Below are 13,865 nucleotides of genomic sequence, written 5' to 3'. Positions count from 1 at the left end.
TGGGCTCGCCCACGCCGTAACAGTAGCGCCGATCCCGGGGCGGGGGCGACGAGTGACCGGCAAGGCGGAGGCATTTGTGATTTCTTCCGGTACTTCGCTCCCATGACAGCACGGCGCCCTCCCCGAACGGATTCTGGGAGGGCGCCGCGTCGAGCGGGCTACTTCTTGCGGATCGCGTCGAAGACCGCGGGGTCCACCAGCGTCGAGGTGTCGCCGAGCTCGCGGCCCTCGGCGACGTCGCGGAGCAGGCGTCGCATGATCTTGCCCGAGCGGGTCTTGGGCAACTCGGGCACGATCGTGATCTGCCGCGGCTTCGCGATCGGGGAGATCTCGACCGCGACGTGATCGCGCAGTTCCTTGATGAGCGCATCGCCGGTGTTCTCGACATGCTCGAGCAGGATCACATACGCGACGATGCCCTGACCGGTCGTGTCGTCGGCTGCACCGACCACCGCGGATTCCGCGACAGCGGGATGGCTGACCAGGGCGGATTCGACTTCGGAGGTGGAGATGCGGTGCCCGGAGACGTTCATGACGTCGTCGACGCGGCCGAGGACCCACAGGGCGCCGTCCTCGTCGTACTTGGCGCCGTCGCCTGCGAAGTACCAGCCCTGCTCCTCGTAACGGGACCAGTAGGTCTCGCGGTAGCGCAGCGGGTCGCCCCAGATTCCGCGGAGCATCGCCGGCCACGGCTGGTCGAGGACCAGATAACCGTTGCCTCCGGCGCCGAGGGGTGTGGCTTCGTCGTCGACGATCTTCGCGGAGATGCCGGGCAGAGGCGCCATCGCGGAGCCGGGCTTGGTGGCGGTGATGCCGGGCAGCGGGGAGATCATGATCGCACCCGTCTCGGTCTGCCACCAGGTGTCGACGATCGGAGCCGTGCCTGCGCCGATGACCTCGCGGTACCAACGCCATGCTTCGGGGTTGATCGGTTCGCCGACCGAGCCGAGCAGCCGGATCGACGACAGGTCGTGGGCGTCGGGGATCTCGCGGCCCCACTTCATGAAGGTGCGGATCAAGGTGGGGGCGGTGTAATAGATCGAGACGCCGTACTTCTCGATGATCTCGAAGTGGCGGTGCTCGTTCGGGGAGTTGGGGGTGCCTTCGTAGACGACCTGGGTGGCGCCGTTCGAGAGCGGCCCGTACACGATGTAGGAGTGTCCGGTGACCCAGCCGATGTCGGCGGTGCACCAGTAGACGTCCTTGCCCGGCTTGTGGTCGAACACGTAGTGGTGTGTGTACGACGCCTGCGTGAGGTAACCGCCGGAGGTGTGGACGATGCCCTTGGGCTTTCCGGTGGTGCCGGAGGTGTAGAGGATGAACAGGGGGTGCTCGGCGTCGAACGCCTCGGGCGTGTGTTCGGGGGAGGCCTTCTCTACCGTCTCGTGCCACCAGAGATCGCGGCCGTCGGTCCACTCGACGTCGATGCCGGTGCGCTTGACCACGAGCACGTTCTGGATCGACGCGGCTCCGGAGACCGCGTCGTCGGCGGCAGTCTTGAGCGGGGCTGCCTGACCGCGGCGCCACTGGCCGTCGACGGTGACGAGAAGCTTGGCTTCGGCGTCGTCGATGCGTGAGCGCAGTGCGGTGGCGGAGAAGCCGGCGAAGACGACGGAGTGGGTCAGGCCGAGGCGGGCGCACGCAAGCATGGTGATGATCGCTTCGGGGATCATCGGCATGTAGATCGCGACGCGGTCGCCGGTGACCAGTCCGAGGTCGGTGAAGGTGTTCGCGGCCTTCGATACTTCGGCGAGCAGGTCGTTGTAGGTCAGGGAGCGGGAGTCGCCGGGTTCGCCTTCGAATGCGATTGCGACTCGGTCGCCGTTGCCGGCTTCGACGTGGCGGTCGACGCAGTTGTAAGCGACGTTGAGGGAGCCTCCGACGAACCATTTCGCGACGGGAGCCTCGGACCAGTCGAGCACCTGCGTCCACGGTGTCGCCCAGTCGAGTCGCTGTGCCTGGGTGTCCCAGAACGCCAGCCGATCGGCGTCGGCGGCGGCCTGCAACTCCGGACCGGCGTTGGCGGTGGCGGCGAACTCTGCACTCGGCGGGAACGCCTGCTGGTCGTGGTCCTGGGCTGCGCTCGTCATGGTGCGGTGGCCTCTTTCCGGGTCGTGGCAAAACAGTTCGGACCCCAGTGAGCGTAGTCACCTGTGACCGGGATCGCATCGTTGCATGGCGCTGCAACCTGCTCACATGCGCTGATCGGTCGCTGTCGAGCGACGGGCGGTCGGCAGCCGCGACGAGTGGCGTCTCGGTGTGCCCGGTGATGGGTCGTGGGTGATGTTCGAAGCTCACGCCGGTACCGTTCGAGACCGTGACAGATCCGCTTCAGCCCATCCTCGATCTTCCCGGCGTACGCGACGCGGCCGACCGCGCGCGTGAGGCCCTCGCCGAGGTTCACCGTCACCGCACGAACCGTCGCGGCTGGCCGAACACCGCGGCGGAGGCCTCGGTGCGGGCCGCGCGGGCATCGGCAGCGATCGACGGTGGATCCACGGAACTTCCGCCCCCGGGGGAAACCGGCGATCCCGTGCTCTCTGGTGCGTTGCGGGTCGCGCAATCCCTCGACGGTGACGCGCTCGCAATCCAGATATCCACCTGGCGCCGTGCGCCGCTGCAGGCGCTTGCTCGGCTGCACCTCCTCGCCGCGGCCGACCTGGTGGACGATCCGGAGCAGCTGGGCCGGCCTCGCTCCGCGCCGGGTGTGGCGGAACGTCTCGACGGTCTTTCCCAACTGGTCACGGGGAGAACTTCTGTTCCTGCCCCGGTGCTCGCGGCCGTGGTGCACGGCGAGCTCTGTTCCCTGAGCCCCTTCGGCGTGGCAGACGGTCTGGTGGCGCGCGCGGCATCGCGTCTGGTGTGTGTTGCTTCCGGACTCGACACCCACAACCTCGGCGTGCCCGAAGTGACCTGGATGCGGCGAGTGCAGGCCTATCGTGACGGGATCGCAGGCTTCGGTCAGGGCACCGAGGAAGGTGTCGGTGGCTGGGTGATCTTCTCCTGCGGTGCGCTCGAGGCCGGTGCTCGCGAGGCGACGTCGATCGCCGAGGCATTCGGTGGCAAGTGAGGATGGCCGTGCGAATATGTAATGAATTGCAGCGCACTGTATTCAGGTCGCACGATCAAAAGCGGGTGGCACGCCGATCGTGATCGGTGCGCCACCCGCTAGCACGGACTTTCCGGGTTACCATGCGTGCTGGTGTGGGTTGTGTGTCAACGGCCTCGGCGATGATCCGGGTGTCGGCGGTTCGCTCCTCGCAACGGGTGCGAGGGTCTTGCCTTCGAGAACTCGGAACTCGCAGGCCCACAACGCTTCTGCCCTTATAGTGGCATCGGCTCCGCGTGGGTACTCGGTGTCCGTGCTGGGAAACGCGGGCGGGAGATCGAATCTTCTCTTCTGATTCGCTCTTGGCCTTCCGTGTTTCCGTAACTCATTTGTACCCCGTACTTTCGGCGTCGGCAAGCCCCTGGCTCGGAAAGATTCAGCCGGGGAGTGGGGTAAGGCGAAGGTGTTGCCCGGGGCCGTGCCGGCGCCCGGCGAGGTAGACTGCGGCACCGGTGATCAACGCCGCCGCGGCTCCCGCGACGGCCAGCCTGAGGAGCCCTTTCGCTGACGGCCGGACGCGTCGCGACAACGGCACCGGTCGGGTGAAAGTCAATATGGGCCAGTCATTTTCATTCGCGACTCGGCGTAACACTCGGTCGGGATTGACCGCGCGCGGCTTGCCGACCACCTGCAGCATCGGCACGTCCGTCGCAGAATCCGAGTACGCATAACAACGCGCCAGGTCGTAGCCGTGGCTCACTGCGAGCTCGCGGATCGCGGTGCTCTTCGCCTCGCCGAAGCAGTAGAACTCGAGTTCCCCCGCATAGCGTCCGTCGACGATCCTCATACGACTTGCAGCACTGTACGAGGCACCGAGTGCCTGCGCGATGGGTGTGACGACCTCCTCGCCCGATGCGGACACGATCACCACGTCGTGCCCGCGGGCGCGGTGGTCTGCGATCAGGTCCTTGGCCTCCGCATATACCAACGGTGTGACGATCTCGTCGAGGGTCTCGCCCACGATCGAGCGGATCTGTTCCACGTCCCAGCCCTTGCACATCTGTGCGATGTGCTCGCGCATTCGGTCGACGCGCTCCTGGTCGACGGCGGACAGCACGAAGAGCAACTGCGCGTAACTGCTCGCGAGCACCGCGCGGTGACTGAGCAGGCCGTGCTCGAAGAACGGGCGGGTGAATGCGAGGACGCTCGACTTGGCGATCACGGTCTTGTCGAGGTCGAAGAAGGCGGCGATCCGACCGGACTCGGCGGGATCCGCGGTCGCGTCTGTCACGTGCTCCACCATAGGGCCCGCGGTGCCACTTCCGGGGCCCGGATGAGCGCCACGCCACGCGGATGCTTGAACTTGCAAACATCGTGTATGGGAGGTGTAGTATCGCGACAGTCTGGATATCCAGGCAGTGTTCAGCCCGACCCCCCCGGGGCTGAACTCCGACGGCCCTCGCCTCCTCCCCCCTGGCGAGGGTCGTCCTTTTTTCGTGGCGGTTGTCCTACCTGCGCCGATGACGTCTCGGCGTGCCGCACGCGAGTCGCATCGAGTTGTCCACAGCACCGAGTTGTCCACAGGCACCTGATCTATCCACAGATTCGGCGATACCGGCGAATCGGTCTTCCGGGGTCTTCACCGGACGCGCAGGCTGTGCTGCATGAACGACGTCCTCGCGTTGATCGGTGACGCGGCTCTACTCGCCGGCCTGCGTAGTGTCGCAGCCGCAGCAGACCGGAAGCTCGCCGAAGAGACGACTCTGCCCAATCGCCGCGCGTGGCTGGATGCGGGCCTGGTCGTGGTCGACCGCGACGAAGCGCTCGCGTGCGCCGCGGCGCTGCCCCGCAGATCCGGGATCGTGCTGGTCTGTCCGGGCGCACCCGGCCTGGACGAGTGGCAGGCCGCGGCCACGGTCGGCGCCGAACATGTTCTCGGACTTCCCGACGACGAAGTGGAACTGCTCGCCGTCCTCGGTGCAGCGGCCGAACCCGAAGCGGGGGGAGGCACTGTGGTCGCGGTGGTCGGTGGTTGTGGCGGCGCGGGCGCCTCGACGTTCGCTGCCGCGCTCGCGTGGGCGGCCTCCGCGCGGGGTGCTCCCGGCGGTGTCCTCCTCGTCGACGCCGATCCCTTCGGCGCGGGACTGGACACCCTCACAGGACTCGAAGAGCGGGTCGGCATCCGATGGTCGGGCCTGACCGTCGACTCGGGCAGCGTCTCTGCTCGGGCATTGCGCGACGCCGTACCAGAATGGATTCCGGGAGTGGGTGTGTTTGCCGGCGACCGGGGTGCTGCGCGCATCGGCGCGGCTCCGCTCACCGCAGTCCTCGAAGCAGCGCGTCGTGCGGGCGCGGTCGTGGTGTGCGACGTGGCCCGCACCTTCGACGAGGTCGCCGAGGCCGCGATTGCTGCTGCCGACACCACCGTGCTCGTCACCCAGGCTCGGGTCAGTGGCGCGCTTTCTGCCACCCGGACTGCGGACTGGCTCACGGATCGCGCCGCCACGGCGGGAGTCGTGGTGCGTGGGCCCGCACCAGGCGGTCTGCGCGCGGCCGACGTCGCCGCAGTGGTGGGACTCCCGCTGCTGGCCGCGATGCGTCCTCAGCCCGGACTCGCAGAGGCCCTCGAACGTGGCGGTCTACGACTGCGGCGGCGGTCGCCGCTCGTTGTCGCAGCCCTCGAGGTCTTCGACGCGTCCGCTCGCGCCGGGACGAGGAGTGCTGCGTGAACGATGTCCTGGACGCCGAATTACTCGATCGGGTACGCGATCGGCTCGCGGCCGAACCGGGAGATCTGTCACCCGCACGGGTGGCGACCGCGCTGCGAGCCGAAGCCGGTGGAGTGCTCGGCGACACCGATCTTCTCGTCGCCCTACGTCACCTGCAGACCGAGCTCACCGGAGCCGGCCCCCTCGAATCGTTGCTCGCCGACCCTACCGTGACCGACGTACTGGTCACCGCCCCCGACAGGGTGTGGGTGGACTGTGGTAGCGGCCTGGCGCTCACGTCGGTGACGTTTCCGGACGAGGCTGCCGTCCGGCGTCTCGCGCAACGTCTCGCACTGTTCGCCGGGCGTCGGCTCGACGACGCGCAGATGTGGGTCGACGGCCGCCTCCCCGGGCACGGCGAGTTCGGCGTCCGCCTGCACGCAGTGCTCGCCCCCGTCGCACAAGGCGGAACGTGCCTGTCGCTGCGTGTGCTGAGACCGGCGACGCAAGGGCTCGACGCGTTGGTCGAGCGCGGAGCGGTGCATCCAGACGCCCACCGGTTGCTCCGTCGGATCGTGTCGGGGCGCGTGGCCTTCCTCGTAGTCGGCGGGACCGGCGCGGGAAAGACGACGATGTTGGCGGCGCTCCTCGGCGCGGTCGCCCCCGGAGAACGAATCGTATGCGTCGAGGACGCAGCCGAACTCGTGCCGGATCACCCGCACGTAGTGCGTCTCGTCGCTCGCGCACCGAACGTCGAGGGCGTCGGGGAGGTCACCGTGCGTGATCTCGTGCGTCAGGCATTGCGGATGCGGCCGGACCGGATCGTCGTCGGTGAGGTGCGGGGCGCCGAGGTGGTCGATCTCCTCACAGCGCTGAACACAGGTCATGACGGCGGTGCGGGCACCGTCCACGCGAACTCACCCGACGAGGTGCCTGCCCGACTCGAAGCACTCGCAGCGTTGGGCGGACTCGATCGCGCCGCCCTGCACAGCCAGCTTGCCGCCGCCGTCCAGGTGATCCTGCACGTCCATCGTGCTCCCGACGGAACCAGGAGACTCGTCGAGATCGGAGTGGTCGAACGCGACCCGGTCGCGGGGATTCTGGTGGTGCCCGCGTGGACGTACGCCGGCGGAACCGGTTCCGGTTCGGAACGGCTCGAACGGATCCTGCGGTTGAGGGAGGGGTCGTGACCGTATCGATCCTGTTCCTGGCGGCCGCCGTCCTCGCTGCTCCCGGTTCCGACGCGCGCCGACGCCTCGAACGACGTGCCATCGCATCACCGACGATGCGGCGTCGACCGGATCGAGTGCTCTGCGCGGTGGTCGTGGCGTCGGCCGGAGCCTTCCTCGTGGGAGTGGGCGCGGCCGTCGCTGTGGCAGTCGCAGCGGCCACGATCGTGTTCCGGCTGCGCCGCCGACGACGAGCGGCGCGTCTCGACACCGACCGTCGGACTCTGCTCTCCGGCCTCGAGATGGTGATCGCGGAACTGCACGTCGGCGCACATCCCGCCGACGCATGCGACACTGCTGCGCGCGACACCACCGGGCCGACCTCGGACTCGCTGCGGGTCGCGGCGGCACGGGCGCGGTTGGGTGGGTCCGCATCCGATGGATTACGGGGTGCAGCACGGGAATTCGAGTCCGATGGAATCGGAGAAAGTCTCGCCAGGGTTGCCGACGCATGGTCGGTCTCGGACCGTCACGGATTGGCGCTCGCGGAACTGTTGTCGGCGGCCCGGTCCGATCTCGCCGCCCGCATGCGTATCCGGACGCGAACCGACGCCGGTCTCGCCGGCGCCCGCGCCACCGCAACGGTTCTTGCCGCACTCCCGGTGCTCGGGGTGGCATTGGGGCAGCTCATGGGAGCATCACCGCTGACGACACTCCTCGGCGACGGACTCGGCGCCGTGCTGCTGGTGCTCGGCACGGTGCTCGTATGTGCAGGATTGCTGTGGACCGATCGCATCGCAGACAAGGTGGGCCGGTGACCGGGTCGATGCTGATGCCGGCGCTGTGTCTTGCCGCTGCACTGGTTGTGGTGCCCGATCCGGCACCGCGGAGGTTGCAGTCCTTGCACGTATCGCCCGTTCTCACAACGAGTAGTGCGACCGGCGACGCGCATGATCCGTATGCGATCGCTGCTGCGTTCGATCTCTTCGCGGCCTGCCTGCGGGCCGGGATGCCGGCAGCATCCGCGGCAGGCGTGGTCGCAGAATCCGCGCCGCCAGCGCTCGCCGCGGCACTCCGGAGAGGAGCCGACCGCTCGAAGCTCGGTGCCGATCCGGCGGACGCGTGGTCCGCAGACGGCGACGCACTGCTCGAGGACTTCGCTCGCGCCGCCAGGAGATCGGCGAAATCCGGTGCGCCACTGTCCGACATCGTGTCCGAACTCGCCGTGCGGCATCGTGCGGAGGCCGAAGATGAAGCCGCCGGCGACATCGAACGCGCAGGTGTGCTCGTGAGCGGTCCGCTCGGCTTGTGCTTTTTGCCGGCGTTCGTGTGCTTGGGCATCGTGCCGGTGGTGATCGGCCTGGCCCGGGGAGTCCTGGGATCAGGTCTGTTGTGACGTCGACGCGGACCGTCCGCATCGGCAGAAAGGGGATACTCGTGTTTGCTGAACCCACAGAAGAAGATCGGTCGTTCATCCGCCGTGTCGTGAAGGTTGCAAGTGACGACGAGGGCATGTCGACAGCGGAGTACTCGAAACAGTACTATTACAGCCATGGCCCAGAAGCGCAACCCTAACACCGGAAAACCTTCGCTACGTGCACTGATCGTTGTTCGACTCTCACGCCTCACCGATGAATCGACGTCACCTGAACGTCAACGGTTGGAGTGCGAACGACTGTGTGCTGAACGGGGCTGGGATGTCGTGGGTATCGCCGAAGATCTGGACGTGTCAGCGGGCAAGACGAGTCCGTTCGAACGGCCTGCACTGAGTCGGTGGCTGAACAACCCGCAAGACTTTGACGTCGTCGTCTTCTACCGCCTCGACCGTTTGGTGCGGTCGGTGAAACACCTTTGGGAAATGATCACGTGGAGCGAGGATCACAGCGTCATGCTGGTATCCGCAACCGAACGACACTTCGACTTGAGCGACAAGTTTGGTCGGTTGATCGTCGCCCTGGTCGCGACCGTGGCGGAACTCGAACTCGATGCCATCCGCGAGCGAACCAAATCAGCCCACCGACACAACTACGATCGCGGTCGGTATACAGGCGGGGTTAGCCCCTGGGGTTATCTGCCACGGCAAGTTGATGGCGAGTGGAGATTGGTTCAGGATCCCGAATCGGTTGCTGTGATCCGTGAAGTCGTCGACCGAGTATTGAGTACCGAACCGATGCGCGCCATAGCGCACGACTTGACGGAGCGCGGAGTCCTCACAGCCCGCGACCGATTCGCCCAGCACCAGGGTAAACCACCCCGCAAGTATCAGTGGCATTCAACCGGTCTACGGCGTGCACTGGAGTCGAAAACGCTACTGGGATACGCACCTACCGGGGATGACGTTGTGAGGTCAGACGACGGTTCACCTGTGGTTCGGGCTGAGCCGATACTCACTAGAGCTGTGTTTGACCGTGTGCAAGTGGAATTGAAGGATCGCGAGAATCGCAAGGAACCAACGGCCCGTTCCTCGGCATTGCTGCTGCGGGTCTGCTATTGCATGGTCTGCGGTCGCCCTGCATACAGACTGAAGGGTGCTAACGGTCGGACTCCACGGTATCGGTGCGCGTCTGCACAGCACCGGGAGAAATGCGGGAATCGAACTGTCCCGATGCCGACACTTGATGACGCGGTCACCGACAACATTCTGCGCATGATCGGCGAATCGGAGCGACTACGGCGTGTGTGGGATGCCGGCGAAGATCATTCAGCGGAACTCAGCGAGGTCAACGAACAGTTGACCGACCTAACAGGTTTGCTAGGAAACCCTGTCTACCGTGCCGGAACACCTCAACGAGCACGGCTCGACGAGAACATCCGAGCACTGTGGGAACGGCAGGAACGACTCTCGTCTGTAACGTCACGTGCAGCGGGGTGGTCGTGGCAACCCACAGGGGAAAAGTTCTCCGACTGGTGGGAGGAACGCACCCTCGAGGAACGGAATGTGTGGTTGCGGTCAATGCGCGTGGCCGTGGGGTTTGCGTACTCGCCGGATCCTGTCGACCCAGACCTTACGGTGCGGATCGAGTTGGGTGATGTTGCGGGAATGATGGAACAGTTGCGTCCCGTCGGTGCTGCGGATGCGTGGCAGAATCTGCAAACCGTGCTTCGGGAGCATGGCGCTACAGGTTTCAACCTCAGCGAGGATTCCCTGCAGGTGTTCAAGGATTGACCCACCACCGGAGAGATTGACGCGCTTCACATTCCGCGTCCATTTGCTGCCGTGGCATCTCGTAGCGTCTCGTGGAGTGTGGTTAGCGTGGCTAATCGTCATGGTTTCACCCAGTCGGTTCTTGATGTTGCGGAACTGACTGGGCTTTGCCGTTTCGACCCTACCGGGCCGCCCCGACCAAATACCGAAATCGGCGTTAGAATTACTTTAGCGAGAAGACTAGCCCCGGTACGTCCCCTTTCACGTACCGGGGCTTTCAACCCAGAGGGGAACGAACCCATGAGTAAAAAGCCGTGGCTCAAGCCCATGATCACATTCGCACACTGCCCCAAGTGTGGCAGGAAGAATACGAACATCCGCACCAACTGGACGACGTGGCCCCATCAGATACCTGGCACCATGGGCGAGGTCTGCGAAGGCCCATCACAAGATGAGATTTTCAACCAGCACCTTTCGGAGTCCGGCCTACTCGTCATGTTTCAGAATCAAGACTGAAGCAACAAAAAGACTGGCCCCGGCGCTTGGCGTGAGCGCTGGGGCCGAATCATGTTCTTGGAAGGAACAACTTGATTATACAGCAAAGCGTTTTTGGCGCGCCCAAGTGTGTTGTGCACGTTGTCGACAGGCCTAAGGAAAAGTTCTCTCAGATCAGAGATGAACTGTTCGAGTCTGATCTGAGTCCTGCAGCGAAGGTTCTAGCGGCATGGTTGGTCCGCCACGTCGATGGCTTCGCCTTTAACTGGACTTGGGTCGACAGTAAGACGAAGCTCCCCAAGTCCACAAGGTTACGTGCCGTGAAGGAACTTCAGGACGCCGGATATTTGAGGTTCTCCAAGATGTCGGATGGACGGATCAACCGATTTGAAATGTGGGTCAGCGACACGCCGCATTGGAACCCTTCCGAAAGCCTTCCTGAACCCTCCGTGGAATCCCCCGAGGATATTGGAAACCAAGACGGCACTACCTCTGACCTGCAGGAATACGAAATGTCCCAGTGGGACAACCACGGGACGGACGCCGGGACAACTGTGGGACAACCCCAAACTGAAGTTCCATTAGGGGCAAATACCACCCCTGACCTGCAAGGAAGTTCAGAGTCAACGCAAGGAAGTTCAGAGTCAACCGGAATGGTGAAGCCTGATCAGACCGACCTCGCACCACATTGGTTCGACCCCCCGCACCATATTGGTTCGACCCCTCGCACCACATTGGTTCGACATAACAATACAACGCAACCAGACCATGTAAACAATATTTCCGCTCATGCGGGGGATTCGGACGAATCCCGGAACCGGGATTCCGCTTGCGCGGGCTCAGCGCAAGCGCTGCGCCTGCCGAACGACTCGAAGGACTTTGCACGGGATGTCCCAGAAGGCGACGCAGACGCAGCGCAGGAATGGGTTGAGCGTGACATCGGTCGGAGCCTCGAGGGGTTCGAGGAGTCGATTCTGCGCGGAATCCTGAGTGGCTGTGAATCGTGGGCTAAGGGTTTGAAGATCGCAGCCAATACGATCGCGAAAGATGAGCGCGCATACGCATAGTCCATTCCTGCCCGAAAGTCGCTCCACGTTGAGTACAGCCCCACTACGCCCTATTGGAGATTCCATGCAGACATTAGATGTGCGACCAGGTTCGTTCACCGCGACACAGGACGATGATGGGCTATCCATCAGAGTCGTCCTCGCCGGCCTCACCTTGCGGCTAACCAAGTCACTCGGATACGCGTTCGTCGACAGCCTGATCGACGCACTCGACGGCACCGAACCCGAACCATTCAGACCTCACTCCAACGAAACCAAGCAGTGGTCAATCCGATGAGCCTCACACCCGTACAGACCGTAATGCTCGCCATGGTTGTTGGTGAACCCGACGAACGGGTTCGGCTCGAAATCGCTGAGCGACTCGAGGAAATCGCACGAGTGGAGAGGCAATGCCCAGCGTGTTTCTCGTGGCCAGAAGTGACGCCAGACGAAACCCGCTGGGTGAATGTTGTTGAACAGCATCATCACGCTTGCCCGCGAAACGCCGACTGAAGGTTGAAGGTTATATCCATGGATTTCGTCAACACCAAAGAAGCCGCAGCGATTATCGGAGTCAACGACCGCCGGGTTCGTCTTATCGCCGCCCAGCTTGGTGGAATCAAAATCGGTTCCGCTCAGAATCACGGTTACGTCTTCGATCGCGACGCTGTAGAAGCATACGCAGCGAAACGACGAAAACGAATCGATAGCCGGGTGTAGATGCCCACGCCCAAACATGAATACCGATATTGGCTTATAATAGATACGGAAGAGAAATCTTCCTCCAACCCAATTCGAACCGCACAAGAACGGTTCGAGTTGGGTTTTTTCATGCCAAAAACAAAAAAGGGAACACCACATGGCAATCTCAAACGAACTCTCGGCACTCCTCGAGACCATCCTCGACCACATCAACGACGATCAGGCAGTGGGCGACATCCTCACCGACCGACTCGACCAGGCAGAACGCACCACAACACCCGCAAAACGCCAGCGCACCTCCGACATGGCCGCGGGTCGAGAAGCTGCCCGTAAGCGATTCGGCACCGACGCGTGAGCATCAACCCCAAGCGCGACATACGCGACGACACCGCGCTGACCGCGCACCTTGCCTGGTCCCCACGTGCGAAGCGTCCCGAGTACAGCGCACAGGTCGGGCAGATCCCGACCTCGTGGCGTGAGAGGTGGCCCGGCGACAGCAACGACACCGACCCTCCACGGAAGTTCGGTGCAAGCGGTAGAGCAGAAGCGCACCGACGATTCGGCAACACCGAAACCAACGAATAGTCCGCAGCGCAAACACTTTTTGAAAAGGGACACCATGACCACAGCACTTACCACGATCGCAGCACCAGACCGCCGGCCGAACCCGTCGAAAGCCGCAACCCTGGCAGCATCCGACAAGACGCTTGCGGAAATCTTTGCAGCGATCCCCGACCACCAGGGCATCGCAGGATTCCGCCTCGAAGTACAAGACCGACTGAAAGCTGCCCGTGCCGCGAAAGTGCAGGCAGCAACCGAACGGGCAACCTACGGTCGAACCTTCCTCGCAGAACAGAAACTCCCGAAGAACATCAGCGACGATTACCGGAAGATCGACGACCGATACCGCTCCGCTGATCTCGAGGTGCAGCTACTCACCAGACTCGAAGATGCAGCATCATCACAGCTCGACACCCTGATTTCCGCATCCATCGATTCCGTAATTGCTTCTCTCTCATACGAACTCAGCGAACTCACATCCGCAGTGCTCGAACACGCCGAGAACGTACCCGCACCGTTCACCGCAGACGCGTCCTACGCCACACCTGAATCACAATCCGGATACCTTGCGATCCGCAGCATGGTCGACCGCTACAACGCAATCCGAAACGCACAGACCGAAGTGGTGCGAGCATTCTGGAGCATCAACCCGTCACCGATCGACGGGCTGAACCTCCACACACTCGCGCTCGTTCGGACAGGTATCGCCGCACCCGTCACGGATGTTGCAGCACTCGTCGCCCATGCACGTCAAAACCCGTGGGTACCCACGGAAGCGGAGTTCGCCGACGTATGGACCTCCGAGAACCGCGCCGACATCGACGACGCCCGACGAGCAGCAGCAGGACCACCCTCACTCGTCGCCGCAATCCGCTACTAGACATCGGAAACACCATGTCATTCAACGTAAGTCATCTTCATTTCGCGTATCAGCAGTACTTGGAATCACTCGACCTTGAAGGGCGAACACGATTCCTCGATGCGATCCGC

Annotated in this window: 13 protein-coding genes; 10 read left to right on the top strand and 3 right to left on the bottom strand. The window is 63.8% G+C overall.

Annotated elements, in window-relative coordinates:
• Positions 1-158: 158 nt before the first annotated feature.
• A complete protein-coding gene (gene acs, locus ACZ46K_RS02165; RefSeq protein WP_464746440.1) occupies positions 159-2,090 on the bottom strand; it encodes an acetate--CoA ligase in 1,932 nt (643 codons plus the stop codon).
• A 227-nt stretch (positions 2,091-2,317) separates the two neighbouring features.
• Here acs and ACZ46K_RS02160 point away from each other — a divergent pair, with 227 nt between their 5' ends.
• A complete protein-coding gene (locus ACZ46K_RS02160; RefSeq protein ID WP_464746439.1) occupies positions 2,318-3,070 on the top strand; it encodes a Fic family protein in 753 nt (250 codons plus the stop codon).
• A gap of 415 nt (positions 3,071-3,485) precedes the next feature.
• Here the strand turns inward: ACZ46K_RS02160 and ACZ46K_RS02155 are convergent, their stop codons facing one another.
• Positions 3,486-4,352 carry an HAD family hydrolase gene (locus ACZ46K_RS02155; protein WP_054807895.1) on the bottom strand — a complete coding sequence of 289 codons (867 nt, stop codon included), beginning with the start codon at positions 4,350-4,352 and terminating at the stop codon, positions 3,486-3,488.
• Between the two features lie 361 nt (positions 4,353-4,713).
• Between ACZ46K_RS02155 and ssd the strand changes: the two genes are divergently transcribed.
• The 6 genes from ssd to ACZ46K_RS02125 all read left to right on the top strand — a co-directional run bounded on the left by ssd (position 4,714) and on the right by ACZ46K_RS02125 (position 11,633).
• Positions 4,714-5,778, top strand: coding sequence for a septum site-determining protein Ssd (ssd, locus tag ACZ46K_RS02150; protein WP_464746436.1), 1,065 nt, complete (start codon positions 4,714-4,716; stop codon positions 5,776-5,778).
• Positions 5,775-6,947, top strand: coding sequence for a TadA family conjugal transfer-associated ATPase (locus ACZ46K_RS02145; RefSeq protein WP_464746434.1), 1,173 nt, complete (start codon positions 5,775-5,777; stop codon positions 6,945-6,947). The genes ssd and ACZ46K_RS02145 overlap by 4 nt, the downstream gene beginning before the upstream one ends.
• A complete protein-coding gene (locus tag ACZ46K_RS02140) occupies positions 6,944-7,744 on the top strand; it encodes a type II secretion system F family protein (RefSeq protein ID WP_464746432.1) in 801 nt (266 codons plus the stop codon). The genes ACZ46K_RS02145 and ACZ46K_RS02140 overlap by 4 nt, the downstream gene beginning before the upstream one ends.
• Before the next feature lie 8 nt (positions 7,745-7,752).
• On the top strand, positions 7,753-8,322 hold the full coding sequence (locus ACZ46K_RS02135; protein ID WP_464749513.1) for a type II secretion system F family protein: 570 nt from the start codon (positions 7,753-7,755) through the stop codon (positions 8,320-8,322).
• A 156-nt stretch (positions 8,323-8,478) separates the two neighbouring features.
• Positions 8,479-10,092: a recombinase family protein gene (locus ACZ46K_RS02130; protein WP_464746430.1), complete on the top strand. Its 1,614-nt coding sequence runs from the start codon at positions 8,479-8,481 to the stop codon at positions 10,090-10,092.
• A gap of 794 nt (positions 10,093-10,886) precedes the next feature.
• Positions 10,887-11,633 (top strand): hypothetical protein, encoded by a 747-nt coding sequence (locus ACZ46K_RS02125; RefSeq protein ID WP_464746428.1) that lies wholly within the window; start codon positions 10,887-10,889, stop codon positions 11,631-11,633.
• A gap of 240 nt (positions 11,634-11,873) precedes the next feature.
• Here the strand turns inward: ACZ46K_RS02125 and ACZ46K_RS02120 are convergent, their stop codons facing one another.
• Entirely contained in the window at positions 11,874-12,257 is a 384-nt protein-coding gene (locus ACZ46K_RS02120) for a hypothetical protein (protein ID WP_464746426.1), read from the bottom strand.
• Between the two features lie 214 nt (positions 12,258-12,471).
• Here ACZ46K_RS02120 and ACZ46K_RS02115 point away from each other — a divergent pair, with 214 nt between their 5' ends.
• The 3 genes from ACZ46K_RS02115 to ACZ46K_RS02105 are packed head-to-tail and all read left to right on the top strand — an operon-like array spanning position 12,472 to position 13,755.
• On the top strand, positions 12,472-12,669 hold the full coding sequence (locus tag ACZ46K_RS02115; protein WP_054806485.1) for a hypothetical protein: 198 nt from the start codon (positions 12,472-12,474) through the stop codon (positions 12,667-12,669).
• Complete coding sequence (locus ACZ46K_RS02110) at positions 12,666-12,899, top strand: hypothetical protein (RefSeq protein ID WP_054806486.1); 234 nt, start codon at positions 12,666-12,668, stop codon at positions 12,897-12,899. Before ACZ46K_RS02115 ends, ACZ46K_RS02110 begins: the two co-directional genes overlap by 4 nt.
• A gap of 34 nt (positions 12,900-12,933) precedes the next feature.
• Positions 12,934-13,755 carry a hypothetical protein gene (locus ACZ46K_RS02105; protein ID WP_464746424.1) on the top strand — a complete coding sequence of 274 codons (822 nt, stop codon included), beginning with the start codon at positions 12,934-12,936 and terminating at the stop codon, positions 13,753-13,755.
• Positions 13,756-13,865: the final 110 nt, after the last annotated feature.

The sequence above is a fragment of the Rhodococcus sp. JCM 9793 genome (genome assembly GCF_055380405.1).
This window is presented reverse-complemented; position numbering and strand designations above follow the sequence as displayed.

Excerpts from the sequence above, each read along its gene's own strand:
- acs (WP_464746440.1), bottom strand. The coding sequence starts at position 2,090 with ATGACGAGCGCAGCCCAGGACCACGACCAGCAGGCGTTCCCGCCGAGT.
- ACZ46K_RS02155 (WP_054807895.1), bottom strand. The coding sequence starts at position 4,352 with ATGGTGGAGCACGTGACAGACGCGACCGCGGATCCCGCCGAGTCCGGT.
- ssd (WP_464746436.1), top strand. The coding sequence starts at position 4,714 with ATGAACGACGTCCTCGCGTTGATCGGTGACGCGGCTCTACTCGCCGGC.
- ACZ46K_RS02135 (WP_464749513.1), top strand. The coding sequence starts at position 7,753 with ATGCTGATGCCGGCGCTGTGTCTTGCCGCTGCACTGGTTGTGGTGCCC.
- ACZ46K_RS02130 (WP_464746430.1), top strand. The coding sequence starts at position 8,479 with ATGGCCCAGAAGCGCAACCCTAACACCGGAAAACCTTCGCTACGTGCA.
- ACZ46K_RS02115 (WP_054806485.1), top strand. The coding sequence starts at position 12,472 with ATGGCAATCTCAAACGAACTCTCGGCACTCCTCGAGACCATCCTCGAC.
- ACZ46K_RS02105 (WP_464746424.1), top strand. The coding sequence starts at position 12,934 with ATGACCACAGCACTTACCACGATCGCAGCACCAGACCGCCGGCCGAAC.